11 protein-coding genes are annotated in these 17825 nt (G+C 68.4%); 2 read left to right on the forward strand and 9 right to left on the reverse strand.

Translation table 11 applies throughout. From position 1 onward, the window contains the following. Positions 1-9: 9 nt before the first annotated feature. From Q9Q79_RS15630 to pilG, 7 genes are all read right to left on the reverse strand, one after another. Positions 10-474 (reverse strand): chemotaxis protein CheW, encoded by a 465-nt coding sequence (locus Q9Q79_RS15630; protein ID WP_005410712.1) that lies wholly within the window; start codon positions 472-474, stop codon positions 10-12. After that, complete coding sequence (locus Q9Q79_RS15635; RefSeq protein ID WP_099523527.1) at positions 471-1796, reverse strand: chemotaxis protein CheB; 1326 nt, start codon at positions 1794-1796, stop codon at positions 471-473. Before Q9Q79_RS15635 ends, Q9Q79_RS15630 begins: the two co-directional genes overlap by 4 nt. Then, the gene (locus Q9Q79_RS15640) at positions 1783-8460 is read right to left on the reverse strand and encodes an Hpt domain-containing protein (protein ID WP_099561914.1); all 6678 of its coding nucleotides are present in this window, start codon (positions 8458-8460) and stop codon (positions 1783-1785) included. The genes Q9Q79_RS15635 and Q9Q79_RS15640 overlap by 14 nt, the downstream gene beginning before the upstream one ends. A 100-nt stretch (positions 8461-8560) precedes the next feature. After that, complete coding sequence (locus tag Q9Q79_RS15645; protein ID WP_005410715.1) at positions 8561-10597, reverse strand: methyl-accepting chemotaxis protein; 2037 nt, start codon at positions 10595-10597, stop codon at positions 8561-8563. A 41-nt stretch (positions 10598-10638) separates the two neighbouring features. Continuing rightward, positions 10639-11169 carry a chemotaxis protein CheW gene (locus Q9Q79_RS15650; protein WP_005410716.1) on the reverse strand — a complete coding sequence of 177 codons (531 nt, stop codon included), beginning with the start codon at positions 11167-11169 and terminating at the stop codon, positions 10639-10641. Next, positions 11169-11531: a response regulator gene (locus Q9Q79_RS15655; protein ID WP_005410717.1), complete on the reverse strand. Its 363-nt coding sequence runs from the start codon at positions 11529-11531 to the stop codon at positions 11169-11171. The genes Q9Q79_RS15650 and Q9Q79_RS15655 overlap by 1 nt, the downstream gene beginning before the upstream one ends. An 18-nt stretch (positions 11532-11549) precedes the next feature. Then, positions 11550-11951, reverse strand: coding sequence for a twitching motility response regulator PilG (gene pilG, locus Q9Q79_RS15660; protein ID WP_005418455.1), 402 nt, complete (start codon positions 11949-11951; stop codon positions 11550-11552). A 240-nt stretch (positions 11952-12191) separates the two neighbouring features. Between pilG and gshB the strand changes: the two genes are divergently transcribed. Both gshB and Q9Q79_RS15670 read left to right on the forward strand, forming a co-directional pair. After that, a complete protein-coding gene (gshB, locus tag Q9Q79_RS15665) occupies positions 12192-13139 on the forward strand; it encodes a glutathione synthase (RefSeq protein ID WP_049395795.1) in 948 nt (315 codons plus the stop codon). Further along, entirely contained in the window at positions 13139-14023 is an 885-nt protein-coding gene (locus Q9Q79_RS15670; protein WP_005410719.1) for an energy transducer TonB, read from the forward strand. The genes gshB and Q9Q79_RS15670 overlap by 1 nt, the downstream gene beginning before the upstream one ends. A 568-nt stretch (positions 14024-14591) precedes the next feature. Here Q9Q79_RS15670 and tsaB read toward each other — a convergent pair. Further along, a complete protein-coding gene (tsaB, locus tag Q9Q79_RS15675) occupies positions 14592-15305 on the reverse strand; it encodes a tRNA (adenosine(37)-N6)-threonylcarbamoyltransferase complex dimerization subunit type 1 TsaB (RefSeq protein ID WP_012481047.1) in 714 nt (237 codons plus the stop codon). Positions 15306-15314: 9 nt separating this feature from the next. After that, positions 15315-17363 carry an ATP-dependent DNA helicase gene (locus Q9Q79_RS15680; protein ID WP_043033640.1) on the reverse strand — a complete coding sequence of 683 codons (2049 nt, stop codon included), beginning with the start codon at positions 17361-17363 and terminating at the stop codon, positions 15315-15317. Positions 17364-17825: the final 462 nt, after the last annotated feature.

Genomic DNA, 17825 nt, shown 5'->3' on the forward strand with positions numbered 1-17825 from the left:
GATTGCCGATCAGGCCGCCAGCGAATCCAGCGCGGCTTCCAGCGCATCCAGGTTCGGCAGCAGCGCGCTCTGCTCACCCAGCAGCACGCGCATGTGCACGATCTGCGGCAGGGTTTCCTCGGAAGCATCGGCCAGCAGGCCATCGCGCGGCACCGAGATCAACTGCGGGAAATTCTGCGTCAGCAGCGCGTAGTACGGGCGCTGCGCGTTGCCGCTGAGGGCCTTCAGCACGACGACCTTGTTGTGGCCGCCCACGGCTTCCTCGCCCAGGCCGGAAAGGCGCGCGAACGACACCAGCGGCACCTGCCAGCCGTGCCAGCCGATTTCGCCGACCAGCCAGCGCGGGGCGTCGGAAACCGGCTGCACCGGCACCCGCGACATCATTTCGGCCACGGTGGCATTGGGCAGCAGCACGCGCTCGTTGCCGGCCTGGATCAGGACGCCGCGGATTTCGTCATTGCTGGCATAGCTCATGGTGCCTCTCCGTTATCGTTTTCCACGCCCCAGCGCGAGGCGATGGCCTGCGCCAGTTCCTGTGGCTCACCCGCCACCATGCCAGCGGCGACCACCGCCGTGGCTGCGGCAGGGTCATAGCAGCCCTCGCCGACCTGCCCGGCCACCCAGGCACCGGCGGCGGCCAGATCCAGCGCCGGACCCACATGCGCAAGGTCGGCGCCGCTGAGCAGGACCAGCGCAGTGTGGTCGGCCGGCAGCCCGGCAATCGAAATGCCTTGCGCGTCGCTGACGAAATGCAGGCCGTCGCTGGCGGCCTGCACGCCGATGTCATCGGCCAGCACATGCACTTCACCGGGTGTTGCACGCTGGCCGGCTTCGGCCAGCTGCACCGGCAACGGCGACACGCGTGCCATCTGCTTGACCAGGTTGCCGTAGCGGCCACCGTCCAGGCGCATGTGCACCAGCACCGGCACGCTCAGCGACGACGGCAGCGCACCGAGCAGGCGGCGCAGCGCATCCGGGCCACCAATGCCGGCCAGCACCAGCAGCGAGCCGGCACGTGCGCCCGCAGGCGCCGCAGTGTCCAGGTCCACCAGGCTGAGGTGATCGGTATCGAAGGACGGCAGCGGGGCTTCCATCGCGGCGCTGTACCCGGTGGCTGCGGGCGCGTCTGCTACGTCCTCGACCAGCGACCACGCGGTGTGGTCGAAGGACACCGGCGGCGTTGCCGGTGTGGCAACCGGCTGCATCGGCACTGTCTCCAGCGGCTCCGGCACCACCGGCTGCAGCGCGGCCAGTGCCTGCTCCAGCGCGATCGGTTCGTGCAGGTGCGCCGGTGGCGCATACAGGCTGTCCGCCGGCACCTCGTCGGCCCAGCTCAATGCCTGGTCCAGATGCGGCTGGAGCGCTTCTTCCCGTGGTGCCGGCGGTGGTGCCGGGTGACCCGGTTCCAGCTGCAGGGCGGGTTCGTCTTCCGCACCCGGCGGCAGCACCTGCTGGTGGCCGTGCAGCTTGGCGGCCAGGTGGCGGCCCCAGCGCTGTGCCTCCCAGCCATCACGGCGCGCCGCCAGCTCGGCTTCGTCGAAGACCAGGGTCAGGCCTGGTGCGGACAGCACCGCTTCAAGCCGCTCCAGAGCATCCTCGATGGCCGCTTCCAGCGCGATCACCACGAACTGTGGACGCGCGTCCTGCAGCAGCTGCGGCTCCAGGCCATTGGGGTCGTCTTCCAGCACCAGCTGCACATCGGCATGCGACAACGCCTCGCGCAGGCGCTCGCGCGCCGCGCCAGGACGGGCCAGCAGGGCGACGGCCGGGGCCGCCTGGGCTTCACTCACGGACACGGGCGATCCCCAGCAGGTCGTACACGTTACGCATCAGGTCCAGCTCCTGGTACGGCTTGCCCAGGTAGCGCTGCACGCCGATCTCGAAGGCGCGCTGGCGGTGCTTGTCGCCGCTGCGCGAGGTGATCATCACGATCGGCACGTCCTTGTAGCGCGGGTCGGCGCGCATCGCGGTGGCCAGCTCGTAACCATCCATGCGCGGCATCTCGATGTCCAGCAGCATCAGGTCGGGCACGCGTTCTTCCAGGCGCTCCAGTGCTTCCACGCCGTCGCGGGCGACGCTGACCTCGAAGTTGTGGCGTTCGAGGATGCGGCCGGTGACCTTGCGCATGGTCAGCGAATCGTCCACCACCATCACCAGCGGCACCTGTCGCTCCTGGCGCGGTGCGTTGGCCAGCACCGGCAGCGTCGGGTTGGCGAGGAAGCGGCGCACCAGCGGCGCTACGTCCAGGATCACCACCACGCGGCCATCGCCGGTGATGGTTGCACCGTAGATGCCCGGCACCGACGCGATCTGCAGGCCGACCGGCTTGACCACGATTTCGCGGTTGCCCAGCACCTGGTCGATCGCCACGGCGGCACGCAGGTCACCAGCACGGACCAGCAGCAGCGGTACCTGGTCCTGGCCATCGGCACGCGCCGGGGCCTGCCCGACCAGGCTGCCGAGGTCGTACAGCGGATAGTCCTCGCCGCTGTAGCGATAGCTGCTGTCGGCCGCTTCGAAACGCTCGCGCGACAGGCGGCCGATGCCACTGACCGATGCGACCGGCACCGCAAAGGTGGTTTCGCCGATCTGCACGAACACCGCCTGGGTGACCGCCAGCGTCTGCGGCAGGCGCAGGGTGAAGCGCACGCCCTGGCCACGCACTGACTGGATATCGACCGAACCGCCGAGCTGGCGCACTTCGTTGCGTACCACGTCCATGCCCACGCCACGGCCGGCCAGCTGGCTGACCTGGTCGGCGGTGGTGAAACCAGAGGCGAAGATCAGGTTGTCCAGTTCCTGCTCGTTCGGCTGCGCATCGGCAGCCAGCAGGCCACGGTCGATGGCGCGGCGGCGGATCGCCTCGCGGTCCAGGCCGGCGCCGTCGTCGGCCACTTCCAGCACGATTTCCGAGCCTTCGCGGTGCAGCCGGATGGCGATCTCGCCCTCCTCCGGCTTGCCAGCGGCGCGGCGCTGTTCCGGCGCTTCCAGACCATGCGCCACGGAGTTGCGCAGCATGTGTTCCAGCGGCGCGACCATGCGGTCGAGGACGTTGCGGTCCAGTTCGCCGTGGGTACCTTCCAGGGTCAGGTGGACCTGCTTGCCGGTATCCATGCCGGACTGGCGGACCACGCGGCGCAGGCGCGGCACCAGACCGTCGAACGGCACCATGCGCGCGCGCATCAGGCCATCCTGCAATTCCGAGCTGACGCGCGACTGCTGCTGCAGCAGGGAGTCGTACTGGCGCGACAGATCGTCCAGGACGCCCTGCAGGCCGCCAAGGTCGGCGGCGGACTCGTTCAGCGCACGGCTGAGCTGCTGCAGGGTGGAGAAACGGTCCAGTTCCAGCGGATCGAACTTCTGGTCCGCCTGGTCCTGCTCGCGCTGGTAGCGGGCGACGATCTGCGCCTCGGTTTCCAGGTCAAGTCGGCGCAGCTGGTCGCGCAGTCGCGCATTGGTGCGCTCCAGTTCGGCCATGGCACCACGGAAGGCACCCAGCTGCTGTTCCAGACGCGAGCGATAGATCGCCACTTCACCGGCATGGTTGACCAGGCGGTCGAGCAGGTCGGCGCGCACCCGCACCTGCTCCTGCTGCGGACGCGCCAGCGGATCTTCGTCGGCCACGCCTTCGGCCGGCAGTGGTGCCGACAGCGGGGCATCGGCCGGCGTCGTCAGCGGGCCCACAGCCTGTGCCGGCACGGCCTCGGCCTCGCTGGCCGCACGCGCGGCCGCAGCGGCCGCCGCGATATCGGTGGTGGTGCGGACCTCGAAGGCCTCCACCAGGTCCTGTGCAGGCGCCACCACACGGTGGGCACCGGTCCGCGTCAGCAGCTGGTGCAGGCGGTCGAAGCCGCGCTCCAGCAGCTGCACGTCGCGGCGTTCGATCTCGGTGCGGCCGGCCGCCACGGCTTCCAGCAGGGATTCGATGCTGTGGCCAAGGTCGCCGATGGCATTGATGCCGGCCATGCGTGCGCCACCCTTCAGGGTATGCAGGTCACGCTGCAGGCCGGCCAGCACCTCGCGATCCTGCGGCGCATTGCGAAGCTCGCTGATCAGGCCATCGCAGTGGTCGAGCAGGTCCTTGCCTTCCTCGACGAAGATGTCGACCAGTTCGCGGTCGTACACGCTGAAGTCGAGCGCATCGGCGCCATCCGCGGTGTCTTCCAGGGTGGAGGCTTCATCGTGGAGCGGCGCCCGCTCCCCGGCGTCGGCCTCGGCAGGTTCGGCATCGGTGTTGGCCGTGCCCTGCCCCGGCGCTTCTTCCAGTTCGAAGAACCGCACCGGCTCGGCGGTGGCCTGCAGTGCTTCGGCAGCGCTCGCCTCGTTCACCGTCGCCGGGGACGGCTGATCGGCGCTCTCTCCTTCGCCGACCGCCGCCTCCCCGCCGACGTCCGCATCCTCGGCAAAGGCTTCCGCCTCGCCCGGCGCGAGTTCGCTGGCCTGGAGGCCGAGCACGGGCCATTGCCCGTCGTCGTCCAGGGTCTGCTCTTCTTCGATCACGTGCAGGCCGGCCTCGAGCGCGGCTGCCAGCGTGACCGGTTCTGCAAAACCCGGCGCAGCCATTTCATCCTGCAGGCTCGACAGCCCGCTGTCGAGTGGCAGTGCAGCAGCGGCGTCAATGACGCTGTCATCGCCACTGCCCGAATCAAAGGACAACGGCGTATTCAGGTCGATCGCGTCAACTTCCGCAGGCACCGGCCACTCTTCCGCGTCGCGGTCATCCACCGGCAGCGCACTGGCGTCGAGGTAGGGCGACAGATCGTCGGCCATGGTCAGATCAGCGTCGTCGACCGTCGCGATCGTGGGCACGGCATCTGCTTCGGCCACTTCGACAACAGGCGCACTCTCGACCGGCTGGATCGATTCAATCGCGCCGGTGTCCGCCACGGCAGGTTCACCTTCGCCCGGCACCGACGGCCAGCCGGCGTCGAAGTAACGCGAAAGATCGTCGCTGGCGGTCAGCTCGCCCACGTCCAGGCCGCTGTCGGCCGCGATGTCCAGCGTCTGCGGGTCGGTTGCAGCTGGAACCGGTTCCAGCGCATCTTCGGCAAGCGGCTGCGGCTCGGCAATGAGATCGGGCGCCACATCGAAAGCGGACGCCATGCTGGTTTCGTCCAGCGTGTCCAGCCCGGCCAGCGGCGCTTCGGCTTCGGATGCCCGCCCGACATCGGGCGCCAGCGCGATGCCCTCTTCATCCTCGTCCTCCAGCCCGACCATCGGCCAGCGCGCTTCCGGCAGTTCACCGGCCAGCGCCTGCAGGCGCTGTACCAGCGCTTCCTGTGGCGTGATGCGCGGCTGCTCGGCCTGCAGCGCTTCCATGGTCGCGGTGATCGCCTGCGCGGTCGCATCCAGCGCGGCCACGCCCTCGTCGCCCGGCACCACGTCTGCAGCCAGCGCGCGCTTGATGTAGGACTCGGCACCGCCGGTAACGGCAGTGATTTCCGGCACTTCGGTCATCGCGAAGGCGCCGTTCATGGTGTGCACCGCGCGCAACAGCGCGTCGCTGACCGGCTGCGGCGCCTGCTGTGCCAAGCGCAGCCAGTCCTGCAGGGTCGCCTGGTGGACTTCCACTTCGGCTTCCAGGATCTCGCGCAGCACGCTGTCGATGTTGGCCGGCGTGCCCAATGCTTCGGGCGCCGGGTCCGCATCGGCTTCAGCCTGCACCGACGCCATTGCTTCGGCTTCGAGGATGCGGCTGATCTCGTCCTCGCCATCGGCTTCGACCACCGGTGCGGCGGGAGCGGCCGCAACCGGCAGCGGTACGTAATAGGTTTCCTCACCCGCGCCGACGCGATCGGCAATGGCCTGCATCGCCTGCAGGTCCACGCTGATCCGCTGGCCATGACGCAACGCGGCGTTCAGCTGCGGCAGCGCGGCATGCGCGTTGTCGACCATGGCCAGCACGGCTGGCGTCGCCGGGCGGCTGCCGTCGAGCACGCGGTTGAGCATGCCCTCGATCTTCCACGCGAATTCGCCCAGGGTGCGTGCACCGACCAGTCGGCCACTGCCCTTGAGCGTATGGAAGATGCGGCGGATGGGACGCAGACGGTCCATGTTGTCCGGCTGCATGCGCCATGCCGGCAGCAACGTTCCGAGGTTGGCCAGTTCGTCGTCGAACTCTTCCAGGAACACCTCGCGGATGTCCTCGTCGATGTTCTCGGCATCGTCGTCGAAGCCGGCCTCGAAGCCGGCGTCTGCATCTTCCGCGCTGCCCACGGCGACCGGCGCTTCCGCATCGGCCGGCGTCGGGGTCGCCTGCGGATTGAAGTCCGCGGCGGCAGCGCTCAGCTCGGCAAAGAACTGCGCGTCGGCTTCGCTGAAATCAATCGGTGCGATGGTGTCGATGTCGATCATCGACACCGCCGCTGCCGGCACATCGGCAAGCGGTGCGGGCGCTTCCACCGGCACATCCACGGGGGTGATGTCCGGCTCTGCGGCAGCCGGGCTCTCTTCCACCACCGCAGGGGCAGTGGCATCGACGCTCTCCAGCGACGGATGCAGCCCGGCAGCGTCCTCCAGCGACAATGCCTCCATCGCATGCAGCGACAACACGTCGTCGGCATTGTCCAGCGCATCGGCATCGAAACGGAACACGACGTCGTCACTTGCAGAAACCGCGTCATGTTCGGCGGCCACCGGGTCGAGCCCCGGTGCGGCATGCGCGCCGGTCTCGATGGACAGCGAGGCGTCGGCGGCGTCCTCTACGTCCAGGCCGCTTGTCGCATCGGACTGCACTGGCAGAGCCGCCTCCGACAGCGTCCACTGGGTGGCGGCGCCCTGCCCTGCATCAAGCTGTTCGAAACTGACCGGATCGAAGCTGGCAAACGTCGGACTGCGCTCGTCGTCCGCTGGAGCGAGCGGATCGGCCTCAGGATGGAACGGTGCCAGATCCCATTGCGGGACCTCGGGTGCAGGTGCACTGGAGGCGGCAAAGACCAGCGGTGCATCCGACTCGTCACGCAGCGATAGTGGCGCGGAGGCGACGGATCCCAGCCCACCGAACATCAAGCTGTTGTCCGCCGCTGCCGGCGAAGGCCTGGGCGGTGGCGGATCGAAGGTGAAGTCCGGCAGCGGTACCGGCACCTCACCGGGTGCCGGCGCGGCCGACTGTACCGGGATCTCGATGTGCTCTGGCTGCAGTGCCTCGCCCTGCAGCACAACCGGCTCACGCTCGATCGACTGCGGCACGGACGCTGCCGGCTCAGCCGCATCGTGGTCCGGCAACGGCCAGTAGCGCAGCGCCTCAAGGCTGCTGCGGGTGATGTCGAGGATGTCCTCGCGACCCGGACGACGGTCGCGCAGGGCTTCCAGGTAGTACTCCAGGCTGGCCATGGCGTCGGCCAGCGTGTCCAGCTGGCGGCCACTCGGCACGCGCTGGCGACCGATCAGCTCGGCTTCGATGTACTGCTGCACGCCGCGCAGGTAATCGGCGGCGGTACCCAGGTCGAGCATGCGCAGCGCACCGGACACATCGCCCAGCAGGCGCGGCACGTCGTGCAGCTCGGCATGGTTCCAGCTGGTTTCAATGAACGCGACGAAGTGCTCGCGCGCGGCGGCGAAGTTGGCGATGGCCTCGTGCGCCAGCACCTCTACCGTGCGCCGGTTCTCCACTGCGCTCGGATCGTCCTGGCCACTGCCGCCGGCGCCCAGGTGGGCGACCTGGTCATCCAGCGACGCATCCACGTAGAGCAGCGCCCCGGCGATATCCAGCAGCAGGTTTTCGTCGATCTGCTGGCGGCCCTCGACCACGCCACGCAGGGCATCACGTTGCTGCACGACCACGCCGCGGGCCACGCCCAGGCCCATCATGCCCAGCGTATCGGCGACCGCACCGAGCTCGTTGGCCTGGGTCTGCAGCTGCTCCGGCGCACCGCCGGTACGCAGGTGCAGGTCCAGCGCATCCTTGATGCGCAGCAATTCTTCCTTCACTGCACTGCCCACGGTATCGAGCAGCTCGCGGTTGCGCCCGCTCAGGCTGCCACGGGCATGGTCCAGCTCGGCCTCGGTGGCGGTGACGCTGTCCGGTGCGAATGCCAGCAGCACGCTGTCATGCACGCCCTCTTCGCCACGTGCGGCACGGATCTCGTTGAGCAGCGGCATCAGCACGATCGGGATGTCACGGTGACCGTTCTGCAGGCGCTCCAGGTAATCGGGCAGCAGCACGCTGCCACGCATCAGGGTCGCGCAGGCTTCATCCCGATCGGCCACGCCACCGGCGCCGATGGCATTGGCCAGCTGTTCCAGCTCCTCGGCCACCATGGCCGGGGCGTACAGCTCGACCATGCGCAGGGTGCCCTGTACCTGGTGCAGGTAGCCGGCGCAGATGCGCATGCGGCTGGCGTCGGTCGGGTCTTCCGCGTAGTACTCGACTTCGTTGCGCACCTGGCGCAGGGTCTCGTCCAGCTCGGGCTTGACCCAGCCCAGCGCTGCGTGGCTCATCGCATCGCGCAGACTGCTCATGGACGCGCTCCGTTCGCCGCCGCGCGGAAGCCGCGCGAGTTCTGGCGTGGGGAATGGAAATGCTTCATCGACTGGTTCCTTGCTCGCCGCCCTGCCCGCGTCACGCCGGCAGCTTGAAGTCGGCGACCGAACGACGCAGGTCGGCCGCCAGCTGCGCGAGGTGGCCGATCGATTCGGCGGTCTGCCCGGCACCCTGCGAGGTCTGGCCGGTGATCTGCCGGATCACGCCCATGGTGCGGGTGATGTCCGAGGCCGCAGCCGACTGCTGCTGGGCGGCGATGGAGATGTTCTTGATGAGGGTGTTCAGTGCATTGGACACGCGCTCGATCTCGGTCAGCGCGGTGCCGGCGTCCTCGGCCAGGCGTGCACCGGACACCACTTCGGCGGTGGTCTGTTCCATCGAGGTGACCGCTTCGTTGGTATCGGCCTGAATGGCCTGCACCAGGTTCTCGATGCGTCGGGTCGCGCCGGAGGTACGTTCTGCCAGGCGCTGCACTTCGTCGGCCACGACCGCGAAACCGCGGCCTGCTTCACCTGCCGACGCCGCCTGCACTGCCGCGTTCAACGCCAGGATGTTGGTCTGTTCGGAAATGTCGTTGATCAGTTCCACGATCGAGCCGATTTCCTGCGACGACTCACCCAGGCGCTTGATGCGCTTGGAGGTCTCCTGGATCTGGTCACGGATCTGGTCCATGCCCTGGATGGTCTCGCGCACCACGCCGGCACCTTCGGCGGCGATCACCACCGAGCGTTGTGCCACGTCGGCCGACTCGGCCGAGTTGCGCGACACCTGTTCGATGCTCGCCGCGATCTCGCCGATGCGGTCCGAGGCCGAGGTGATCTGGTTGGCCTGGTGGCCCGCCGCTTCCGCCAGCTGCATGGCGGTGGCCTGGGTTTCCTGGGTGGACAGCGCGACCTTGGCCGAGGTGTCGTTGATGGTGGTCACCAGGTGTCGCAGCTCGTCGACGGCGTAGTTGATCGCGTCGGCGATGGCGCCGGTCATGTCCTCGGTCACCGAGGCCTTCACCGTCAGGTCGCCCTCACCCAGCGAGGAGATTTCGTCCAGCAGCCGCATGATCGCCTGCTGGTTGCGGCTGTTGAATTCCACCTGGGTCTGGTAGCGCAGTTCCTGCTCGCGCGAGCGGCTGCGCACGTTGGTGGAAACGAAACCGATGATCGCGATCAGCGACAGCGCACCGGACACCACACCGATCCAGAAGTTCGGGAACAGGCGGGTGTCAGACACCGAGCCGAACGAGGAGAACGCGTCGAACAGCTTGCGGCTGTCATCCAGCATGTGGGCCGAACCCTGGCCCAGCGCGGTGGCGGCGGACTGCGCCGCGAACAGCTGGCGCGAGCTGGCCAGGATCGCGTCAGCGTCCTGCTTCATCGCTTCCCACTTCTGCTGCGACTGCTCCAGTGCGGCGACGGCGGCGGCACCGCGCACGGCGGTGATGCCCAGTTCCTCGTTGCCGTTGCGCAGGCCGTCGAGCACCTGCGAGAACACGGTGATGTCGCGTGCCAGTGCATCGCCGGACGTCGCTGCGGCACTGCCACCGGCGCGCATTTCGGTCACGCGACGGGCCATGGAGCCGGCCACCACCACCTGCTGCAGGGCGCTGTACACCTGCGACGACGGCGCGCCGGAGGCCGACATCGCACGCACCAGCTCGTTCAGCTGGGCCTGCAGGCCCGGCACCGCACCGGTGAAGTTGTTGGCATTGCCAGCCAGCGCCAGCACCGCCGGTTCACTGGCGACCAGCTGCCCGGCCTGCTTGCCCAGCGGCGCCCAGGTCTCGCCCAGGGTGGCGATGGCACCGGACACGCCCGGCTCCTTGCCGTAGCGCCCCTGCAGTGTCGACACGTTCTGTTCGATCGCGTTGCGGGTCGCCTTGAAAGCGGTGAACGCCTGCGCGTTGCCGCCCACCGCGTCACGGCCCTGGTTGGCCAGCTGCTGCGACAGCACCTGCAGGTCGGCCGCCTTGGAACCGGCATCGGCCAGGCGACTGCCCTGCCAGGTGGCGACGCCGGTGTTGACGCCGAACAGGATCATCGATGCCAGCAGCAGGAACAGCCAGAGGTTGCTGCCGCCCAGCCGCAGCTTGCCGGTCTTGGTGGCGTCCGAAGCAGTACTCATCGTTCAACCTCGATCTTCAATGCAGGGGGCGATGCCCGGCCTCAGGCCGCGGCTTGCCGGAATTCAGGGGTACGCGACAGCAGCGAGAGGGAGAACACGCCCCAGTCGTGGCCGTCGGCGTGGAAGGCGCGATCGACGAAGTGGCCGTAGCGCCCTTCGGCCAGCGTGCCGGCCGCGATCTGCTGGTCCAGTTCAAAGCTGCGCTGGCCGAACAGTTCATCGATGGTCAGCGCGACGTCGCCGCCGGCCTGGCGCATGATCAGCACGCGCTGGCCTTCCTGCTGCACGGTACGCGTGCCTTCCAGGAAGTACTTCAGGTCGACCACCGGGAACAGGTTGCCGCGCAGATTGCCCACGCCCAGCAGCCACGGCTGCGCGCACGGCACCGGGGTCACCGGCGGCATCGGCACGATTTCCACCACTTCGCGGAAATCGGACACCAGCCGGCGCTGGCCGACGCGGTAACCCACGCCACGCCAGAGGTCCTGGGCGAACTGCCGCTCGGGCAGCTGCACCGCGTGGGCCAGGCTGCGCCGTTCGTAGGCTTCGAGAATGTCGAAGGGCGAGCGCATCAGGCCACCAGTTCGTTGATCCGCGCGATCAGTTCATCCTCGCGCGGCGGCTTGACGATGTAATCGGCCGCGCCCTGGCGCAGGCCCCAGGCCTTGTCGGTTTCCATCGCCTTGGTGCTGACGATGATCACCGGGATGTGCTTGATCGCCGCATCACGGGCCATCGCGCGGGTGGCCTGGAAGCCGCTCATGCCGGGCAGTACCACGTCCATCAGCACCAGCTGCGGCACCTGGTCGCGGACCAGCTGCAGTCCATCCTCGGCATTGTCCGCCTCCAGCACCTCGTGGCCGGCACGGCGCAGCCACTGGGTGAACACCGCGCGGTCGGTCGGTGAATCCTCGATCAGAACGATACGAGCCATTGTGCCTTTCCCCCCTGGTCAGGCGTTGACGTATGTGCGGATGGCACCCAGCAGTTCTTCACGCGTGAAAGGCTTCGTCAGGTACTGCTCCGAGCCGACGATGCGTCCCCGCGCCTTGTCGAACAGGCCATCCTTGGACGAGAGCATGATGACCGGGGTCGCCTTGAACAGCTGGTTGCCCTTGATCAGCGCACAGGTCTGGTACCCGTCCAGGCGCGGCATCATGATGTCGACGAAGATGATCTGCGGCTGCTGGTCTGCGATCTTCGCAAGCGCTTCGAAGCCGTCGGTGGCGGTGACCACCTCGCAGCCTTCGCGCTTGAGCAGCGTTTCCGCAGTCCTGCGGATGGTCTTCGAATCATCGATGACCATCACCCGGAGTCCTGCGAGTTCCCCGCCCGCAGTCGTGTTTTCAGTCATTGCCTATCCCCAAGCGCACGGCCCGATCTCTGGCGGGGGCCGCTACGAAAGCGTATCTATATCGCACTTTCCGCGCCCGCTTCAAGGCCGCCCCATGGCGCGGGGCATGGCACCCTCCTGAACGTGACGGGTTTCGCAATGCGTGCGCGACCGCCGGGCGGACGCTGCGTTGCAGGACGGCGGGGAGGCGCGCGAGCGGCGTTGCCGCTACCATCAACGCCTTGCCTGACAGGTGCGCCCATGCCGTTGAACGTCATCGTGGTGATGGATCCCATCGCCCACATCAAGATCGCCAAGGACACCACCTTCGCCATGCTGCTGGAAGCCCAGCGCCGCGGCCATGCCCTGCACTACGTGCGCCCGGGCGGCCTGGCCCTGGAGGGTGGCGTAGCGGTGGCCCAGACCGCGCCGCTGCGGGTGCGCGACGACCCGGCCGGCTGGTATGAGCTGGGCGCGTTCAGCCGCACCGAGTTCGGCCCCGGCCAGATCGTGCTGATGCGCAAGGACCCGCCGGTCGACGCCGAATACATCTACGACACCCAGGTGCTGGACGTGGCCGCAGCGGCTGGCGCCTGCGTGGTCAACAACCCGCAGGGCCTGCGCGACTACAACGAGAAGCTGGCCGCGCTGCTGTTCCCGCAGTGCTGTCCGCCGACCCTGGTCAGCCGCGACGCGAAGGTCTTGAAGGCCTTTGCGCTGGAGCACGGCCAGGCCGTGCTGAAGCCGCTGGACGGCATGGGCGGCCGCTCGATCTTCCGCAGCGGCCAGGGCGATCCGAATCTGAACGTGATCCTGGAAACCCTGACCGACGGCGGCCGCAAGCTGGCGCTGGCCCAGAAGTTCATTCCCGACATCACCGCCGGCGACAAGCGCATCCTGCTGGTCGATGGCGAACCGGTGGACTACTGCCTGGCGCGCATCCCGCAGGGCGATGAATTCCGCGGCAACCTGGCCGCCGGCGGCCGCGGCGAAGGCCGCCCGCTGAGCGAGCGCGACCGCTGGATCGCCGCCCAGGTCGGCCCGGAGATGAAGCGCCGCGGCATGCGCTTCGTCGGCCTGGACGTGATCGGCGATTACCTGACCGAGGTCAACGTGACCAGCCCGACCTGCGTGCGCGAACTGGACGCGCAGTACGGCCTGAACATCGCTGGCACCCTGTTCGACGCACTCGAGGCCGGCCTGCGCTGATGTCTGCCGCACCTGCCGTCCTGCCCCCGCCGCCGCGCGAAGCGCAACGGCTGGGGGCGACCATCGCGCTGTCGGTGCTGGTCCACGCCCTGCTGATCCTGGGCGTGGGCTTCGCCGTGAAGGGCGATGCGCCGCTGGTGCCGACACTGGAAGTCATCTTCAGCCAGACCCGCACCGCGCTGACCCCGAAGCAGGCCGATTTCCTGGCCGCGGCCAATCAGGAAGGCGGTGGCGAGCACGACCGCGCACAGCGTCCGCGCGACAACCAGGCCGGCATCGTGCCGCAGGCCCAGTCCGGAATCAGCCCGGTTCCACAGCAGCAGCAATCGGCCGCTCCGGTTCCGCCGCCACAGGCACGGGTGGTCAGCAGCCGCAATGGCGAAGAGGTGGTGGCGCAGGCGCAGTCCCGCCCCACGCCGGATCAGCCCGAACCGGATGCGCCCTTGAGCGCACGCGAACAGCGCGACGTGGAGATGGCGCGGCTGGCTGCCGAAGTACATCTGCGCTCGGCGCAGTACGCCAAGCGCCCGAACCGCAAGTTCGTGTCGGCCAGCACGCGTGAGTATGCTTATGCCAATTACCTGCGCGCCTGGGTCGACCGTGCCGAGAAGGTAGGCAACCTGAATTACCCGGATGAGGCGCGGCAGCGCCGCCTCGGCGGCCAGGTAGTGATCAGCGTGGGCGTGCGCCGCGACGGCAGCGTGGAGAGCAGCCGGATCCTGCGTTCGAGCGGGACGCCGCTGCTGGATGAGGCCGCCCTGCGGGTGGTGCAGCTGGCCCAGCCGTTCCCGCCATTGCCGAAGACTGAAGACGAAATCGACATCCTGCAGGTCACCCGTACGTGGGTGTTCCTGCCGGGCGGCACTCTGCACGACGACCGGTAGGGTTTTGTTGCCCGGGCCTGCGGCCCGGGACCCGCTGGAAGGCTAGAGCAACGGCAACAGCGGCGGTTGGTGTACTGAAGCGTGGCGAGGCGGTGTCGGGCGGCGGGGACGCCGCAAGTACGTCCGTGTAGGCTTAGCCGCGGCATCCATGCCGCGGATACCCCGCCGCCCGGCACCGCCCCGCCTCTGACAGATCGCGGCGCACCATTGCTTTGGTAGGTGTCGACCTTGGTCGACACACATCCACGCCACGCGTGGATGCGAGCGAAGCGACCCGCTTTTGACTTTGACTTTTCTTTTCTTGATTTTCCGTGGCGGACGCACACGGAAACTGTCAGAGGCCGGGCGGGTGGGCTGCGCAGGGGCGTGAGCCGCATGGGCCCGAGGCATGCCTCGGGCGGGTTGGGCAGGACGCCCAACCCCGGTCTTGCTCGTGTGCGCAGGACTGCGCACACGAGCAAGCGGCGACCGAGCTTACAGGGACGTACTTGCAGCGCCCCCTGCGCAGCCCACCCGCCCGGCCAAACCACGGCTTTTGATCTACGCGACCAATCCCGCCACGAGGGGCTCAGCCGTTGGCCTTCGCCTTCGCCTCGCGCGCGGCCTGCTGCTCGACCAGGGTCAGCGCCACATTGTCACGCAGGTACGCCGGCTCGACCTTCTCCGGTGCAATGGCTTCGCCGCGAGCGAACGCCGGCACCGCCAGTGCCAATACATCCGATGCCCGCGGCAGCGCCGTCGCATCAAAGCCGCGCAGGCCGGTGCCCAGCTGGGTCACCAGTGCCCCCTCGGCTGCACCGAAACCGGTGCCGACACCGTAGGCCGACATCCCTTCCGGCAGCGCGACCGCAGCGGGTGCGCACACGCGCTCGGCATCACGTGCCACCGGCAGGCCGTCTACACGTTCGAAGCGCGCGACGTACAGCTCGCCCATCCGTGCATCGATCGCCGACAGGATCTGCGTTTCGTCCGCCGGTGCCCGCAGCGCCAGCACCTGCAGTGTCGAGACCGGCAACAGCGGGCGGTCCAGGGCCAGTGCGATGCCCTGGGCAATGGCGATCGCCAGGCGCACGCCGGTGAACGCACCCGGGCCGCGGCTGAGCGCGATACCGTCCAGCTGGCGGCGGCTGATGCCGGCTTCGGCCAGCAGCGCCTCCGCCCACGGCAGGCTCAGTTCGGCATGCCGGCGCGGGGCGATCTCGAAGCGTTCCAGCACCTGCCCATCGACATGCAGGGCAACGGAACAGGCTTCGGTGGCGGTTTCAAAGGCGAGCAGTTTCATCGGATCGGGTCAGAACAGGGGGAACGTGGCACCGGGCGCCGGCTCGGGGCCGGTCGCAACGGCGGCCGGGGCAGCCGCATCATCGGCCACGGGCGCCCATTGTGGCGTAAAGAAGGCCTGCACATCGGCCAGGCTGCGGGTACGGCGGAATGGCGGCAGTGAATCGAGGAAGACCCGGCCATAGCCACGGTTGAGCAGGCGCGGGTCGCACAATACCAACACACCACGGTCGCTCTCACTGCGGATCAGGCGACCGACGCCCTGTTTCAGCGCAATCACCGCCTGCGGCAGCTGCTCATCGCGGAACGGATTGCCACCCTGGCTGCGGATCGCCTCCAGCCGTGCCTCGTACACCGGATCGTCCGGTGCCGCGAACGGCAGCTTGTCGATCATCACCACGCTCAGCGCCTCGCCCACCACGTCCACGCCCTCGCGGAAACTGGCCGAGCCCAGCAGCACGCCATTGCCCGATTCGCGGAAGCGCTGCAGCAGCGTCGCGCGCGGCGCCTCGCCCTGCACGAACAACGGCCATGGCCCGTCGCGCAGTGCCTCGGCGGCCTCGCGCAATGCACGGTGCGAGGCAAACAACAGGAATGCCCTGCCCTGCGATGCCTGCAACACCGGCCGCAGGGTCTGGATCAACGCAGTACCGAAGCCCCGCGCAGCCGGATCAGGCAGGCCTTCGGGCAGGTAGCACAGCGCCTGCTCCGGCCAATTGAACGGGCTTGGCTGGACCAGCGTATGCGGGTCGTCCAGGCCCAGGCGGGTGGCGATGTGGTCGAAGCCACCGCCCACGGTCAGCGTCGCCGAGGTGAAGATCCATGCCGCGCGACTGCGTTCGCGATGCTCACGCAACGGGCCGGACACATCCATCGGCGTGCGCTGGCAGCGAAAACCACGTGGCGTGAGCTCGTACCAGAGCACATCAGCGGCAGTGGCGGTTTCCGCCGGGTCGGTATCGAAATCGAGGGCAGGTTCGTCATCGCCCAGCCAGCGGCTGAGCCGCGAGACCGCCTCGCGCGCCCGCGCATGGCAGGCATCCAGGCCCGCCGCGGCTTCGCGCAGCGGCTGCAGTGCCTGCTCCAGCGTCACCAACCCCGCCATCACCGTATCGAATCCATCGCGCACCTGCGGCATCGCCAACGCGCGCCATTGCGTGCCACGCGGCGGCAGTCCCTCCATCGCCGAACGCAGGGCCAGCAGCGCCTGCTGCAACTGGTCGACCGGTTCCTGCAGCGCCGACTGCGCGCCGCCGACGCCACGCGCTTCGGCCAGGCAGTCGCGGCCCAGTTCCTGCCACGGGCGCATGCCGAAACCTTCGCCGAAGAACTGCGCGGCCAATTCGGGCAGCTGGTGTGCCTCGTCGATGACGAAGGCCTGCGCCCCCGGCAGCAATTCACCGAAGCCATCCTGCTTCAGGGCCAGATCGGCCAGCAGCAGATGATGGTTGACCACCACCACGTCGGCGGCCTGCGCACGCTGCCGCGCGCGCACCACGAAGCAGTCATCCCAGAACGGGCAGTCGGTACCCAGGCAGTTGTCGACAGTGGAAGTGACCATCGGCAGCAGCGGCGAATCATCGGCCAGGCCTTCCAGTTCGGCGATGTCACCGAACTCCGAACGACCGGACCAGGCCAGGATGCGCTGGAACTGCGCCGCCTGTTCGGGGCTGGAAAAACGCGGCTCGCCACGTGCCTGCTGCAGGCGATAGCGGCACAGGTAGTTCGCGCGCCCCTTCAGCAGCGCACTGCGCAGGCCGACACCAAGTGCCTGACGCACCCGTGGCAGATCGCGGTGGTAGAGCTGGTCCTGCAGCGCGCGGGTTCCGGTGGAAATGATGGTACGCAGCCCGGACAGCAGCACCGGCACCAGATAGGCAAAGGTCTTGCCAGTGCCGGTACCGGCCTCGGCCAGCAGCAGGTCACGCTGCTGCAGCGCATCGGCGATGGCTTCGGTCAGGTGCAGCTGTGCCGGACGCGGGACGAAGGCATCCAGGTGCGAGGCGAGCGCGCCGCCGTCGCTGAGGGCTTCGCGGCTGGCATGGACAAGGTCGGACATCAGAGGGAAAGGATACCCGGCCGGGCGCTGCCCGGCACCCGTTTCAAGCCAGAGCCGGAGCAACAGCAACGGCAACGGCGGTCATGGCTCTGGGTTGCACGGAGGGCTGGCGGGGAACTGTGGGTTTGCGGGGACGCCGTAGACCCGTCCTTGGGGGCTTGGCCGCGGCATCCATGCCGCGGACACCCCGCAAACCCACAGTCCCCCGCCTTCGACAGTTTCCCGGTGACGGAGGGGACAGACTTCGCAAAGCCGAGCCTGCTCGACTGGCAGCTCAGAAGCGATGGGAGTAACGGGGAAAGAAGAAAAGAAATGGCAGCGAGCGCGCGCAGCGCGCGACCCGCTTTTGATTTTGATTTTGTTCTTGCCTGCGGCCCGCGCGATGTATGGCGGACCGGGTGGGTGGGGCGTGCAGGACCGTTGGCGCCATGGATGGCGCCATCGAGCCCCCAGGGATGGGTT

Source organism: Stenotrophomonas sp. a6 (genome assembly GCF_030913325.1).
GTDB classification, from domain to species: Bacteria; Pseudomonadota; Gammaproteobacteria; order Xanthomonadales; family Xanthomonadaceae; genus Stenotrophomonas; species Stenotrophomonas maltophilia.

What these genes read in the sequence shown, in the direction of transcription:
- tsaB (WP_012481047.1), bottom strand. Translation starts at nt 15,305, where the DNA reads ATGAAACTGCTCGCCTTTGAAACCGCCACCGAAGCCTGTTCCGTTGCC.
- Q9Q79_RS15645 (WP_005410715.1), bottom strand. Translation starts at nt 10,597, where the DNA reads ATGAGTACTGCTTCGGACGCCACCAAGACCGGCAAGCTGCGGCTGGGC.
- Q9Q79_RS15655 (WP_005410717.1), bottom strand. Translation starts at nt 11,531, where the DNA reads ATGGCTCGTATCGTTCTGATCGAGGATTCACCGACCGACCGCGCGGTG.
- pilG (WP_005418455.1), bottom strand. Translation starts at nt 11,951, where the DNA reads ATGACTGAAAACACGACTGCGGGCGGGGAACTCGCAGGACTCCGGGTG.
- Q9Q79_RS15630 (WP_005410712.1), bottom strand. Translation starts at nt 474, where the DNA reads ATGAGCTATGCCAGCAATGACGAAATCCGCGGCGTCCTGATCCAGGCC.
- Q9Q79_RS15650 (WP_005410716.1), bottom strand. Translation starts at nt 11,169, where the DNA reads ATGCGCTCGCCCTTCGACATTCTCGAAGCCTACGAACGGCGCAGCCTG.
- Q9Q79_RS15640 (WP_099561914.1), bottom strand. Translation starts at nt 8,460, where the DNA reads ATGAGCAGTCTGCGCGATGCGATGAGCCACGCAGCGCTGGGCTGGGTC.
- Q9Q79_RS15670 (WP_005410719.1), top strand. Translation starts at nt 13,139, where the DNA reads ATGTCTGCCGCACCTGCCGTCCTGCCCCCGCCGCCGCGCGAAGCGCAA.
- gshB (WP_049395795.1), top strand. Translation starts at nt 12,192, where the DNA reads ATGCCGTTGAACGTCATCGTGGTGATGGATCCCATCGCCCACATCAAG.
- Q9Q79_RS15680 (WP_043033640.1), bottom strand. Translation starts at nt 17,363, where the DNA reads ATGTCCGACCTTGTCCATGCCAGCCGCGAAGCCCTCAGCGACGGCGGC.